This is a genomic window from Actinomadura meyerae (genome assembly GCF_900188445.1).
Lineage (GTDB): Bacteria > Actinomycetota > Actinomycetes > Streptosporangiales > Streptosporangiaceae > Spirillospora > Spirillospora meyerae.
This window is the reverse complement of the sequence record NZ_FZOR01000021.1, coordinates 51,624-65,307: the sequence shown is the minus strand read 5'-3', so window position 1 is coordinate 65,307 and position 13,684 is coordinate 51,624. Positions and strand designations below refer to the sequence as shown.

Here is a 13,684-nt window from a genome sequence, read left to right as displayed (position 1 = left end):
CACACCGGAGAATGACCTTGCGTCACCCGCCCGCGAACGGCGGAAGCACCTCCACGACCCCGCCTTCGGGCAGGACGACCGAGGCGTGCGGCCGGCCGCCGACCGGGTCGCCGTCGATCAGGAACGAGCTCCGCCGGACGACCCGGGCGAACTCCTCGCCCCGCGACGCCGTCGCGGCCGCCAGCGCCTCCGCCAGCGTCCCCGCCTCGTACGGCTCCTCATGCGCGCCCGCGGCGGCCTTCGCCGCCGCCCAGTACCGCATCGTCCCCTTGGCCATGTGACCAGTATTCAACGTCCCGTCCCGGGACCGCCGGGGGGCCGTCCGTTATGCTCTGGGTGAGGGATCCGGGCGACGAGGCCATGGAGTTCATCCGAAAGGCCCTTCATGGTCGCCTCGTCGTAGAGTCGCCGACCGCGGGCGGGGCTGGGGAGATGAGCCGTCCGGGTCCTACGTCTTGGACGGGAGGCGGCACTTGAGCAGCCTGCTCTTGCTGACCAACGCGCTGGAACCCTCCGACGAGGTCCTGCCCGCGCTCGGGCTTCTGCTGCACTCCGTGCGCGTCGCCCCCGCGGAGGCGTCCGCGCTGATCGACACCGACCCGGCCGACATCGTGCTGGTGGACGCCCGCCGCGACCTCGTGCAGGCCAAGAGCCTGTGCCGGCTGCTGCGCACCACCGGCCTCGACTGCCCGCTCCTCGCCATCGTCACCGAGGGGGGCCTCGCCGCGCTCAGCCCGGAGTGGGGCCTGGACGACGTGCTGCTGCAGACCGCCGGCCCCGCCGAGGTCGAGGCCCGCCTCCGCCTCGCCCTGGGCCGCGCCGCCGCGGGCGCCGAGGCCGACGAGGTCCCGGGCGAGATCCGCAGCGGCGACCTCACGATCGACGAGGCCACCTACACCGCCCGCCTGCGCGGCCGCGTCCTCGACCTGACCTTCAAGGAGTTCGAGCTGCTGAAGTACCTCGCCCAGCACCCGGGCCGGGTCTTCACCCGCGCGCAGCTCCTCCAGGAGGTCTGGGGCTACGACTACTTCGGCGGCACCCGCACGGTCGACGTCCACGTCCGGCGGCTGCGCGCCAAGCTGGGCGCCGAGTACGAGTCGCTGATCGGCACCGTCCGCAACGTCGGGTACCGCTTCGTCCCCGACCACCGGCCCGGTGACGCCGAGGAGAAGACCCCGGCCCGCACGTAAGGGCGGCGGGGTCCGCCGCGGGGCTCAGTCCCAGCGGGCGGAGCGCTGGCGCTTGACGGCGGAGCGGCGCTTCTTGTTCTCCAGGCGGCGCTCGTTGATGCCGCGCGGGATCTTCTTCGGGATGCGCTTCTTCGGCGGCGGGGCCGTCGCCTCGGCCAGCAGGGTCGCGAGGCGGGTGCGGGCGGCGTCGCGGTTGCGCTGCTGGGAGCGGTACTCCTCGGCGCGGATCGTCAGGACGCCGCGGACGAGCCGTCCGGCCAGGCGGTCGAGCGCGCGGGCGCGCAGGTGCTCGGGGAGGGACGGGGAGTTCGCGACGTCGAAGGAGAGCTCGGCGGCGGTGGCACTGGTGTTGACGTGCTGCCCGCCCGGCCCCGACGAACGGGAGAAACGCCAGCTCAGCTCGGTCTCCGGGATGGTGACCGAGCCGCGGACATGGATCTGGGCGGGCATGTCCCCATTGTCGCAGGGGCCGCGCGGGATTGTCGTCCGGTTAAAGCCCCGCCTGGCATCGAATGCAAGCACTTACTTACACTGATCGCCATGACTGCGGGAATCTTCCAGGACGGCGACCTCATCCGCGTGATCTCGCGGGAGGGCGCGCTCATCGCGGCGGGCGGGGCCGCGTCGCTGCTGCAGACGGCGCATCCCAAGGTGGCGCAGGGCGTGTACGACCACAGCTACACGGCGGACGACCCCGCGCGGCGGCTGCGCAACACGATGGGGTGGCTCTACGTCGTGCAGTTCGGGACGCGCGAGGAGGCCGAGACGCTCAGCGCGCTCGTCACCAAGGGCCACGACGCCATCACCGGACCCGGCTACGAGGCCAACGACCCGGAGTTGCAGGTGTGGGTCGCCTCCACGCTGTTCGCCGTCGCGACGCAGTTCTACCAGGTCCTGTTCCGCCGGACGTTCACCGAGGCCGAGCTGGAGGAGTTCTACGGCCAGGCCAAGATCTACGCCACGATCCTCGGCTGCCCCGAGGGCCGGATGCCGGAGACCTACCGCGACTTCCGCGCCTACTACGCCGGCATGCTGAACACCTTGGAGATCAGTGACGCGTCGCGGGCGGTCGCCGAGCAGGTGCTGCACCCGAAGCTGCCGGGCGGGCCGCTGAACGCGCCCGGCCTGATGATGATCCGGCTGCTCACCGCGGGGCTGATGCCGGCGCCGATCCGCGAGCAGTACGGGTGGAAGTGGACCCGGGCGCGGCAGGCGCGCTTCCGGCTGCTGCTTGCGGTGCTGTCGGCGGTGTACCCGCGGCTTCCGCTGCGGATCCGGACGCTGCCGCGCGAGTACTACCTGCACTCGACGCGCAAGATGCTGGCCAAGGTGAAGCGCAGGCCCGCGATCAGCGTGCGCGGCTGACCGGCGCGGGCCGGCCGATGCGGGCCGGCCGATGCGGGCCGGCCGATGCGGGCCGGCCGATGCGGGCCGAGGGCCGGGAACGGCTGAACGGCCGCGCGGTCCACAGGCAGATCGCGCGGCCGTTCTCCCTTGCCGGTCCTTCCGAGCCCGGCCCGGCCGGAAGGACCTTCTGACCGGTCCGCCGCCCGTCCGCCCGCTCCCCCCAGAGCCTGGCCGGACGGCGGCCGGGTCAGACCGAGGCGCCGGCGATGATCTCGTCGGCGGTCTTCTTGGCGGCGTCGATCGGGATGGCGAAGCCGACGCCGATGTTCCCGTCGCCGCCCCCGGACGTGGCGATGGCGGTGTTGACGCCGATCACCTGGCCCGACGCGTTCACCAGGGCGCCGCCGGAGTTGCCGGGGTTGATGGCGGCGTCGGTCTGGATCGCGTTCTTGATCACCGTCTGCTCCTGCCGCGACAGCTGCCCGCGCAGCCCCGGCGGGAGCTGCGGCTCGGAGTCGTCCTCCCGCACCTCGCGCCCCAGCGCGCTCACGATGCCGGACGTCACCGAGCCGTCCAGGCCGAGCGGGCTGCCCACGGCGAGGACCTGGTCGCCCACGGCGATCCGGTCGCTGTCGCCGAGCGTCGCCGGCTTGAGGCCCGACACCCCCCGCGCCTTGATCACGGCGATGTCGGCGCCGGAGTCGGCGCCGACGACGTCCGCGGTCGCGGTCCGGCCGTCGCTGAACTTCACCGCGGCCTCCCGGGCGCCCGAGACGACATGGGCGTTGGTGAGGATCACGCCGTCCGAGCGGAGGATCACGCCCGACCCGCCGGAGATCCCGGACGGGGTCCGCGCCTGGCTCGACACCACGCTCGGCTGGACGGCCGCCGCCACCTGCGCGGTCGTGCCACCGGACGACGTCCCCGACACCGCCGTCGGGCTGGCGTAGACGGTGTTCTCGTGCGTGAGCGCCAGTGTCACCGCGGCACCCCCGGCGCCCGCCCCGAGCGCGAGCGCCGCGGCGGCCCCCACCGCCGCGAGCCTGCGCCGCGCCGTGCCGAACATCCCCGGCGCGGCGGGCCCGCCCGCCTCCGCGGTACCGGTGCCGGTCGGCGGAGCGTCCGGCCAGGACCACTGCCCCTCCGCGGCGGACTCCGGCCGCCGCGGCTCCCATGGTGACGGCTGCGGCCGTCCGGCATCGGTGTTCATGCGGATCCCCCTGTCGTTCACTCACCATCGAGAGTGCGCGACCGGGCTGCAGGCCGCCTGAGTTGAACCTGAAAGTGTGCTGAAAGCCGTCAAAGCATGAAAAACCGCGACCGTGGGCGGTGAATCCCACGGCCGCGGTGCCCCCGGGCAGCCCGGGGGTGCGTTGGCCAGGGCGCGGGCTCCCGCTCCCCGTCGAGACCGGGGCGCGCCCTGTACGACCACCTAAGCGCACCTACCTGAACATTGCCTGAATGTGACCCGCGTCTCCCCGTACCGCCCGTCCGGCCCGGCGGTGGCGCTAGTCGTCGGCCAGGGGCAGGACAACGCGGAACGTGGCGCCGCCGCCCGGCGTCGAGTCGGCCTCCACGGCGCCCTCGTGCGCGGCGACGAGCGCGGCGACGATGGCGAGGCCGAGACCGGCGCCGCCGTAGTCGCGGGAGCGGGCCTCGTCCGCCCGGTAGAACCGCTCGAAGACGCGTTCCGCCTGCTCGGCGGACAGGCCGGGGCCCTGGTCGACGACCGCGAGGACCGCCGCGGGCGCGTCCCGCAGCGTGCCGGGGCGCAGCCGGACGTCGACCGGCGTCCCCTCGGGCGTGTGCGCGATCGCGTTGGACAGCAGATTCCCGAGGACCTGGCGCAGCCGCGGCTCGTCCCCCCGCACCTGGTACGCAAGCCCTCCCTCGACCGAAAGGTCGATCTTCCGCTCGGGCGCGAGAACCCTGGCCTCCTGGACGCAGTCGGCGGCGACGGCGAGCAGGTCCACCGGGCGACGCTCGATCGGGCGCTGCCGGTCCAGCCGGGCGAGCAGCAGCAGGTCCTCCACCAGCAGCCCCATCCGGGACGCGGTCTCCTCGATCCGGCCGATCAGCCGGTCCAGCTCGGCGGGACTGCGGGCCGCGCCCTGCCGGTAGAACTCGGCGAACCCGCGGATCGCGGTCAGCGGGGTGCGCAGCTCGTGGCTGGCGTCGGCGATGAACCGCCGCATCCGCTCCTCCGAGCGCAGCGCCGTCTCCTCCGAGCGCCGCGCCGCCGCCTCCGACTCGGCGCGCGCCCCGAACGCCGCCTCGATCTGCCCGAGCATCGTGTTCAGCGACCGGCCGAGCCGGCCCATCTCGGTGCGCGGATCGGCCTGCGGGACGCGCCGGGACAGGTCGCCGGCCGCGATCGCGCCCGCCGTCTCCTCCACCGCGGCCAGCGGCCGCAGGCTGGCCCGCACCACCCACACGCCGAGCGCGACCAGGACGCCGAGCACCAGCAGCCCCACGATCGCGTCGATCACCACGAGCCGCTGCACGGTGCGGTCCACCTCGTCCATGCTGAACGCGAGCACGATGATGCCGCCCGGGATGGGCTCGGCCAGGATCCGCCACGTCGAACCGCCGGTGCCCTGCACCGTGAACGGCCGGTCGATGTGCTCGCGCAGGTCGTCCGGCAGCTTCGGATGGCCGGTCTCGCTCCACGCCGGGTTCTGCCCCACGGCGTGCCCGTCGTCGGTGCGGACCTGCCCGTACATCTCGCTCGGGATGCGGACGTCGATGTCGACCTCGCCGCGCCGCAGCTGCGGGATGACCTGCTCGATCGCCCGCCCCACCGAGCTGCGCAACTGGTCGTCGGCCCGGCCGACCAGGTACTGGCGCAGCACCGACGCGCCCGCCGCGCTCATCACCGTCATCCCGAACGTGACGAGCACGAGCATCCCGGCGATCAGCTTGACGCGCAGCGACGTCCGTCCCCACAGCCGCTCCAGCGCGCGGCGCGGCGACCGCGCCGGGGACCACGTGTGCTCCGCGGCACCGGTGCCGTCGCCGGAGGCCGGCCTGCCCGCGCCGGTCAGCTCGGACGCCGGGACGCGGGGGGCCATCAGCCCGATCTCGACGGCTCGCGCAGGACGTACCCCACACCGCGCAGCGTGTGGATGAGGCGCGGTTCGGCGTTGTCCACCTTGCGGCGCAGCGCGGACACGTACGACTCCACGATGCCCGCGTCGCCGCGGAAGTCGTAGTTCCACACGTGGTCGAGGATCTGCGCCTTCGACACCACGCGCCCCGCGTTCGCCATGAAGTAGCGCAGCAGCTTGAACTCGGTCGGGGACAGCTGGATGGGCCGGCCGCGGCGCCACACCTCGTGGCTGTCCTCGTCCAGCTCCACGTCCGCGAACACCAGCCGGGGCGGCGGCTCGGCCGCACCGCCGCGGAACCGGCGCAGCACCGCCCGGATGCGGGCGATGACCTCCTCCAGGCTGAACGGCTTGGTGACGTAGTCGTCGCCGCCGATCGTCAGTCCCTTGATGCGGTCCTGCACGGCGTCGCGCGCCGTCAGGAACAGCACCGGGGTGTGGTCGCCGCCGGACCGCAGCCGCCGCGCGACGTCGAAGCCGTCGATGTCGGGCAGCATCACGTCCAGCACGATCAGGTCGGGCCGGTGCCGCCGCGCCGACTGCACCGCGTCCGCCCCGTTCGTGGCCGTGACCACGTCGAACCCGGTGAAGCGCAGGCTGCCGGCGAGCAGCTCCAGGATGTTGGGCTCGTCCTCGACGACGAGCAGGGTCGCCTCCGCCGCCGCCGCCTTGCCGCCGCCGTTCACCGTACGTTCAGACAATTGCCCAGTCCCCCTCCACATCACCGCCGAGGATTCCAGCCGAACCTGAACGTCTCCTGAATGCCGGCAGAGGATACGTTGAGCGCCGCCCCGGCTCGGGCTGGAAGCGTGCCTGGCCAGGGTAGGTGACGCAGCGTGGGAAGACGGTTGCGGGGAGGACGGGGAGCCGGGGGCTCTGGTCAGCGCTGGAGGGCGCGGATGGCGCGCATCGCCTCGCGCCGGGCGTCGCCGGACAGGACGTCGATGTAGACGCCGCCGTCCAGGTGGCCGCACTCGTGCTGGAGGCAGCGCGCGAAGTAGCCGGTGCCCTCGACGCGGACGGGCTTGCCCTTCATGTCCACGCCCTCGACGACGGCGTGGGCGTACCGCGGCGTCTCGAACCGCATGCCGGGGACCGACAGGCAGCCCTCCGACTCGATGAGCTGCTCGCCGTCGGCGGCGACCAGCACCGGGTTGGCGACGTGGCCGATGTTGCGGCGGCCCCGGTCGTCCTCGCAGTCGTACACGAACAGGCGCAGGCCGACGCCGATCTGGTTCGCGGCAAGCCCGGCGCCGTCCTCCTCGTACATGGTGACGAACATGTCGTCGACGAGGCGCTCCAGGGAGGCGTCGAACGTCCGGACCGGATCGCACTCGGTGCGCAGTACAGGGTCGCCGAGAAGCCTGACCGGGCGGGCGTTCCCGCCCTTCGGATGGGTCCTTTTCCTCACGCCGGTGATCCTACAAAGCGTGCGGCGGTGCGCCCGTCCCCGCGAGGGGCGGGCGCACCGCCGGGCGGGCGGGCCGGTGCCCCGGCCCGGCTCCGCTACAGCTCGATCGGCCCGCGCTGCTGCTGCGGCGGGACCGGGGGGTGCACCGGGCCGTCGTCGGCCGGGCGCGGGGCGGGCTTGGCCTGCGGCGGCACGGACGGCCCCGCGGGCTCGGCGGGCACCGGCTCCGGCTTGCCGAGCGACGGCGCGGCCTGCGGCGCCGGGGCGGGGGGCTTGGGCGCCGGGCCCGGCGCCGGCGCGGGGGCCGAGGCGGGCTTGGGCGAGGCGGGCGGCGGGGCGGTGGCCGGCTTGGCGGCCGGGGCCGGGGCCGGGGCGGGCTTGGCGGCCGGCGCGGGCTGCGCGGGCGGGGCCTGCTTGCGCGGGCCGCTCTGCCGGACGGCGTCCTCGACCATCTTCTCCAGCGGGCCGGCCTCGTTCTCGGCGGTGAGCAGCCGGTGCAGCGTGTCGCTGATCTCGGTCAGCCGCTGCAGGGCCTGCGTGTGGTTCTTGGTGAGCGCGGTGAGCCGCTGCGTGGCGCCCTCGTTGATCACGCTGGCGCGGCGCTCGGACGCGGTGAGGGTGCGCTCGGCCTCCAGCCGCGCGCTCGTCACCGTCTGCTCGGCCTCCTGCTTGGCCGCCGACAGGACGCTGTCCGACTCCTTCTTGGCGGAGGCGAGCACGTTCTCGGCCTTCTCCTGCGCCTGCGCGAGGTTCTTGTCGGCGTGCGCGCGCGCCTCGTCGATGATGCGCTTGGACTCGCGCTCGGCGTCCTCGCGGATCTCCGCGCCCTTGGCCTCGGCCTGCGCGACCTTGTCCTGGGCCTCGTCCTCGGCCAGGTTGATGATCTGGCGGAGGCGGTCGCTCAGGTCGTCGCCGGTGGGCTTGCGCGCCTCCCTGAGCTCGGCCATCTCGCGGCGGAGGCGCTCGCCGTCGTCCTGGGCGCGGGCGAGGCGCGCCTCGAGCTCGCGGTGCTTCTGCTGGGCGCGGGCGATGTAGTCGTCGACCTGGCGGCGGTTGTAGCCGCGCATGACGATCTCGAAGGACTCGTCTTGGAGGAGGTTGGGCAGGATCTCGGCTTCGTTGCTCATGGTGCCTTGGGGGGTCGTTGGCGGGGGTCATCACCCCGTCAGGGTCGGACGCGATAACAGCCTCACCCGCCTGAGCGGGCCCACAGGATACGGACGCGCCATGCGCACGCACGGATACGTCAGGACGACTCTTGTCCGGTCCACCCCATTCGCGCAACCGGAACACGCGTCTTGCTGCCGTTTCTTCTTCCGAGCGCGCCCAGGAAACCCTCTAATCCGGTCAAATCCCGTGCCCCCCGGTCGGCGCGCGGGACGGGCCGCGTCCTAGCATCGGCGGCATGAGCTACCTCGGAGCGCTGGGTGCGGACGAGCCGAAGATCGACCCGTCGGCGTGGGTCGCGCCGGGCGCGGTCGTCGTCGGGCGGGTGACGCTGGGACGCGCGTCCAGCGTCTGGTACGGCTCGGTGCTGCGCGCCGAGGACGAGGAGATCGTCGTCGGCGCCGAGTGCAACATCCAGGACCTCAGCTGCCTGCACTGCGACCCGGGCATGCCCGCCGTCCTGGAGGACCGCGTCAGCCTCGGCCACAAGGCGATGGTGCACGGCGCCCACGTCGAGACCGGCGCGCTCATCGGGATCGGCGCGATCGTGCTGAACGGCGCCCGCATCGGGGCCGGGACGCTGGTCGCGGCGGGCGCGCTGGTGCCGCCCGGGAAGAAGATCCCGTCCGGGGTGCTGGTGGCCGGGACGCCGGGCAAGATCGTCCGGGAGCTGAACGACGGCGACCGGCTCGTCCTGGAGCACACGCCCACGGTCTACATGGACAAGGCCGAGCGGCACCGCGCCGCGACGTGGCGGTGACGTCAAGCCCCCCTTGATCTCTGGCTGACCTGCGAAGACGCGGTCTCCGCGCCGGTCAGGAGCCCGCCGGGCGGGTTCTGCTGACTACGATGACCATCGTGGTGTGGGGACCGGGCTATGGCAGCGCTCCGCCGCCCAGCCCGCAGCGGGGGCAGGATCCGTTCACGGAGGCGGAGCGCGACACGCGGGCGATGGTGGCCGCCGCGTGGTGGCCGTCGGCGCCTCCGCAGCAGCGCCACCACGCCATCGGCGGCCGCATGCTCGTGCTCCCCGACGGGACGTGGTGGCTGTTCGGCGCGTGGGCCCGCTGGTACCGGCTGCACCCGTCCGACGGCCAGTGGTACCTGTGCCCGCCGCCCCGCACGCCCGCCGTCCGGATGGCGGCCAGGCCCGCCCAGCAGGGCGCCGGGCAGGTGCCGAACCTGCCGCCGCACGTCGTCCCGGCCGGGCCCGACTTCGGCTACGACCCGCCGTCCGGCCTGCCGTTCGTGGGGCACGGGTTCGCGACCGACCTGACCTCGCGCGTCCGGTCCACCGTCGAGTCCGCCGCGACGCTCGCCGCGCCCGACTACCCGCACTGGTGGCCCGACTTCACCGCCGAGACGCCGTCGACCGTCGCGGCCGCGTGGGGCGTGATGTTGTGGTGCTCGACCGCCCCCGCCTTCGACGCGCGGCTCGACGCGCAGATGCTCGACCTCTGGAAGCCCTACCGGGCCCGTCCCCTCCCCGATGTGGACGGCCCCCGCTGGCTCACCCCGCCGACCCTGGAGAGCCTCGTCGCGCTGTACGCGGAACGGCTCCGGGCCAGCCGGGTGGACGCGGCGGTCGTCATCCTGCGGACGATGTGGGCCGTCGCCAGCGCGCTCCGCGAGGACGTCCGGTTCCAGATGCGGGCGGACGCCCTGCTCGCCATCCTCAGCACCACGCTCGCCAACCCGACCGTCGACTACGGCGCCCTGCCGTACGGGGACGGGGCGATCGTCCAGCAGTGGCTCACCCGGTGCCCGCCGCAGCTCGTCCCGGCGCTGCGGAACGAGAGTTCGCCCGGGGACAACTTCCGGCACGCGTTCTACACGCTCAGCGACAGGATCGCCGAGCTGTCCGGCGACCCGGCCGAGCCGGCCTACCTGGAGCCCCGGCTGGTGGCCGCGGCGCTGCTCGCCGCCGACCTGAACGTCGTCCGCAAGGACATGGTCGGCACGATCGTCCCGTGGCTGGACCCGGAGATCCGGTACACGGTGCAGGCGGTGGCCGAGCAGAAGGGGCATCCGCTGCGCCGGCTCTGGCCCTCGGACATGCGCCTCCCCGAGCCGCTGCGCTCCGCCGCCGGGTCCGGGGCGGGCGCCGAGTCGCTGCTGGCCGCGATGTACGAGACCGACCTGGCCTGGTGCCGGCTCGGCGGGATGCCCGCCCGGCCGCGCGGCTTCCCCGTGCCGACCGCGATCATCGCCGGGATCATCGGGCGCAACCGGGCCCGCGCCACGGCCGCGGCCACGATGTCCACGCCGCAGCCGAACCCGGCGCCGGCGCAGCCGTCGCCGCACGCCATGCAGAGCCAGCCGGGCCTCGCGCCCGGCGCGCCGCCGCAGCCGCAGGGCGCGCCGTCCGAGCCCGACCGGCCGTTCGTGCAGCCGCCCGCGCAGCCGGTCCGGGAGAGCGCGCCCCCCGGCCCCGCCGCCGCCCCCGCAGCGCTCCCGCAGCCCGGCCCCGGGCAGCAGGCCGCGTTCGCGCCGCCGGACCCGCTGCTCGCCGCGCCCTCCGGCGACGACGACAAGGACGAGGCGAGCGCCGCCGCCCCGCCGTACACCGAGCTCGGCTTCCAGCGCCCCGCCGCTGGCCCCGTCCAGCCGCCGGCGCCCGCACAGCCGCTCGCACAGCCGCCCGCACAGCCACTGGCACCCGCGCAGCCACCGGCACCCGCGCAGCCGCCCGCGGCCGCGCAACCGCCCGCGCCCATGCAGAGCCCGGCGCCCCCTCCGCCGGTGCAGAACCCGCCGCCGGTGCAGGCGGCGTCTCCGCAGCCGGAAGCGCAGCTCGGCGGCGTCTCACCCCAGGAGGAGGCGCCGGACGAGGACTTCGTCCCGCCGTACACCCAGCTGGGCTACCAGCCGGCGGGCGCGGCACCGGCACCCGCACCGGCGCCCGCCGCGTCCCCGGCACCCCCGCCGCCCGTGCGGCAGCCGGAACCGCCCGTTCCGGCGAATTCGCCCGAACCGCAGCCGACCACGTTCGACGCGTTCTCCACCCGCGTCGAGGGCCAGGACTCACCGCGGCCCGGCCCGCCCGCACAGGCCCCCGCGCCCCCGCCGCCCGCGAACCGGCCGCCGGGCACGCGCGTCCTCGGCCCCGGCGACATCGAGGACGACCCGGCCCCGGCGCCCCCGCCCGGCCCCGGCGGCGCCGCGCCCCCGCCCGGGACGAAGGTCATGTCCAAGACGATGGTGGGCGACTTCGACTTCCTGGACGACACGCCGTCCCCGGAGCGGCCCGTCGACGAGATCCCGCCGCCGAGCGACCGCAGCACCCGCCGCGTCCTGGAGCGGTTCGGGTTCGGGTTCGTCTACGGGGAGCACGACGCGTCCGTGCTGCTCGGGGACGTCAAGGCGCAGGCCGAGGAGTGGAACAAGCCGACCGGCGACCAGGCCGAGGCGACCCGGGTGGACGGCGCCCCGAGCGCGATCAAGTCGGGCCTGCCCGGGGTGCTGCTGGTCGGCGACCCGCACTCGGGGCAGCGCCGGCTGTCCCGGATGATCGCGCTGACGCTGGCGAACGCGGGCCTCGGCGACGGGACGATCCGCGCCCATGACGCCGAGGACGTCCGGAACGCCCCGCCCGAGCGGATCGGTCAGCTGCTCGCCCAGCCGGGCCCGGTGATCCTGTTCGAGCGGCTGGACGTGGCGATCGCGGACGCCGCCGACCCGGCCGCCGTCGTCGGGGCGGTGCGCCGCGCCCGCCGCGACCCGGTGAACACGACCCCGGTGATCGCGACCTGCGAGCCGCGCGCCTACCGGGAGCTGCTGCGGGAGCACCCGAAGCTCGTGCAGGCGTTCCGCGTCCACCGGCTGCCCGACTTCGCCGACCTCGACAACCGGATGACGCTGCTGCACCTGCTCGCCGACGAGCGGCGGGTGACGATCGGCGCGGCGGCGCTGGAGACCGTCCGGGCCGACCTGGAGCGGCTCCGCGGGCCGGGCGACCTGGTCAACGCCCGCCTCGTCGAGGCGTACCTCGACCAGGCGGCGCAGCGGAACATGGAGCGCGCCGGGGCGTCCCACGACCGGCTCGTGCTGACCCCGGACGACCTCGCGGGCGTCGCGGAGGGCATCGAGCCGGCGCTGCGCCCGCCCGGCGACATCGGCGGCTACCTGCGGCAGCTCGACCAGCTCACCGGGCTGGAGGACGTCAAGGCGGCGGTGCGGGAGCTGGCCGACGAGGCGGCGCTCGCCGCCGACCGCGCCCGGTACGGCGTGTCCGGCGACGCGCCCCGCCACCTGGTGTTCACCGGGCCGCCCGGCACCGGGAAGACGACCGTGGCGGGGCTGGTCGGCGGCGTGTACGCGGCGCTGGGGCTGCTCCAGTCGGGCCACGTGGTGGCGTGCCGTCCCGTCCACCTGGCCGGGCGCGACCAGGTCGACACCCGCAACCGCGTCGCGGGCATGGTCGACCAGGCGCTCGGCGGGGTGCTGCTCATCCAGGAGGCGTACCGGCTCGACCGGGCGCCCGCCGTCGTCGACGAGCTTCTCCGCCGGATGCACCAGTCCGGTACCCGGTTCATCGTGGTCTGCTCCAGCCCGGCGGCGGAGATGGAGGGCTTCCTCGCGGGCAACCCGGCGTTCCGCGCGGAGTTCGGCCGGATCCTGGAGTTCACCGCGATGGGCGACCGCGACCTGGTGGGGCTGTTCCAGAGCTACGCCGAACGCGACCTCTACATGCTGGACGAGGAGCTGCGCGTCGAGCTGCTGTCCCGGTTCGAGGCGATGCGCGAGGACCCGCGGTTCGCCTACGCCCGGACCGTCCGCGCCCTGTTCGAGCAGACGGTGGCCCGGCAGGCGGCCCGGCTCGCGGGCGCCGACGTCAACGCCGCGACCGTGGCCCGCCTGACCGCCCGCGACCTCCCCGAAACCCCGCTGGAGCAACTCCTGGGCGACTTCCGCGCGGGGCCCTGAGCGCGCGGTGTCCCGTCCCGGCGGGACGGAGGCATCAGATGGGCATCACCCGGGAAGACCAGTCGGGAAGGTGGCCCGCGAATGGCCCTCTTGGGTCATGTGCCGGTCGGGGCGGTACGCGTAGCCTCGACTCGGGTGTGGGGAACGAACGGGAGGTGGACGCGGTGCGCCAGAACCTTGATCTGCGCGTCCACGACCGTGTTGCGCTGGACGAGATCGAACTCTATGCCGAGATGCTCAGCGCGGTGGCGGCGGCGGAACGGCCGCTGACCATCGCGGAAATCGACATGGTGCTCGGAGTACGGTCCGACGAAGCCGGTCGTCGCGAGCTTACGCCGCAGGACTAGAACAGTCACGGGCTCGCTAGGTCCGGGGACGCCGCGATTCGGGGCGTCCCCGGTTCGTCATTTCGGACATTGTCACCGTCGGAACGCCGCAGGTCACGCAGGGTTAATGTAAGGAATCTCACTTTTGCCGGTCTCGACCGGGTTCGCCGGGTCGCCCGAGAGACCCCCAAACGGGGGGCGTTCCTCCAG

General features: G+C 74.3%; 12 protein-coding genes. 5 read left to right on the top strand and 7 right to left on the bottom strand.

Features of this window, described 5'->3' with window-relative positions:
- Positions 1-22 precede the first annotated feature (22 nt).
- Positions 23-277 (bottom strand): MoaD/ThiS family protein, encoded by a 255-nt coding sequence (locus CHF16_RS21620; RefSeq protein ID WP_089327913.1) that lies wholly within the window; start codon positions 275-277, stop codon positions 23-25.
- 196 nt (positions 278-473) lie between these two features.
- Between CHF16_RS21620 and CHF16_RS21615 the strand changes: the two genes are divergently transcribed.
- On the top strand, positions 474-1,190 hold the full coding sequence (locus tag CHF16_RS21615) for a winged helix-turn-helix transcriptional regulator (protein ID WP_089327912.1): 717 nt from the start codon (positions 474-476) through the stop codon (positions 1,188-1,190).
- Between the two features lie 24 nt (positions 1,191-1,214).
- On the opposite strand, the gene arfB is transcribed toward CHF16_RS21615, so the two are convergent.
- Complete coding sequence (arfB, locus tag CHF16_RS21610; RefSeq protein ID WP_089327911.1) at positions 1,215-1,640, bottom strand: alternative ribosome rescue aminoacyl-tRNA hydrolase ArfB; 426 nt, start codon at positions 1,638-1,640, stop codon at positions 1,215-1,217.
- Between the two features lie 90 nt (positions 1,641-1,730).
- Here arfB and CHF16_RS21605 point away from each other — a divergent pair, with 90 nt between their 5' ends.
- Positions 1,731-2,555 carry an oxygenase MpaB family protein gene (locus CHF16_RS21605; RefSeq protein ID WP_089327910.1) on the top strand — a complete coding sequence of 275 codons (825 nt, stop codon included), beginning with the start codon at positions 1,731-1,733 and terminating at the stop codon, positions 2,553-2,555.
- Positions 2,556-2,784: 229 nt separating this feature from the next.
- Here CHF16_RS21605 and CHF16_RS21600 read toward each other — a convergent pair whose 3' ends face one another.
- The 5 genes from CHF16_RS21600 to CHF16_RS21580 all read right to left on the bottom strand — a co-directional run bounded on the left by CHF16_RS21600 (position 2,785) and on the right by CHF16_RS21580 (position 8,182).
- A complete protein-coding gene (locus CHF16_RS21600) occupies positions 2,785-3,747 on the bottom strand; it encodes a S1C family serine protease (protein ID WP_089327909.1) in 963 nt (320 codons plus the stop codon).
- Between the two features lie 298 nt (positions 3,748-4,045).
- Positions 4,046-5,608, bottom strand: coding sequence for a sensor histidine kinase (locus CHF16_RS21595; protein ID WP_089327908.1), 1,563 nt, complete (start codon positions 5,606-5,608; stop codon positions 4,046-4,048).
- Positions 5,608-6,345, bottom strand: coding sequence for a response regulator transcription factor (locus CHF16_RS21590; RefSeq protein ID WP_218826768.1), 738 nt, complete (start codon positions 6,343-6,345; stop codon positions 5,608-5,610). The genes CHF16_RS21595 and CHF16_RS21590 overlap by 1 nt, the downstream gene beginning before the upstream one ends.
- Positions 6,346-6,524: 179 nt before the next feature.
- The gene (def, locus tag CHF16_RS21585) at positions 6,525-7,055 is read right to left on the bottom strand and encodes a peptide deformylase (RefSeq protein ID WP_089327906.1); all 531 of its coding nucleotides are present in this window, start codon (positions 7,053-7,055) and stop codon (positions 6,525-6,527) included.
- A gap of 95 nt (positions 7,056-7,150) precedes the next feature.
- Positions 7,151-8,182 carry a DivIVA domain-containing protein gene (locus tag CHF16_RS21580; protein ID WP_089327905.1) on the bottom strand — a complete coding sequence of 344 codons (1,032 nt, stop codon included), beginning with the start codon at positions 8,180-8,182 and terminating at the stop codon, positions 7,151-7,153.
- Positions 8,183-8,460: 278 nt separating this feature from the next.
- Between CHF16_RS21580 and CHF16_RS21575 the strand changes: the two genes are divergently transcribed.
- From CHF16_RS21575 to CHF16_RS21565, 3 genes are all read left to right on the top strand, one after another.
- Positions 8,461-8,982 carry a gamma carbonic anhydrase family protein gene (locus tag CHF16_RS21575; RefSeq protein ID WP_089327904.1) on the top strand — a complete coding sequence of 174 codons (522 nt, stop codon included), beginning with the start codon at positions 8,461-8,463 and terminating at the stop codon, positions 8,980-8,982.
- A gap of 89 nt (positions 8,983-9,071) precedes the next feature.
- Complete coding sequence (locus CHF16_RS21570; protein WP_089327903.1) at positions 9,072-13,148, top strand: AAA family ATPase; 4,077 nt, start codon at positions 9,072-9,074, stop codon at positions 13,146-13,148.
- A gap of 155 nt (positions 13,149-13,303) precedes the next feature.
- The gene (locus CHF16_RS21565; RefSeq protein WP_089327902.1) at positions 13,304-13,495 is read left to right on the top strand and encodes a hypothetical protein; all 192 of its coding nucleotides are present in this window, start codon (positions 13,304-13,306) and stop codon (positions 13,493-13,495) included.
- Positions 13,496-13,684: the final 189 nt, after the last annotated feature.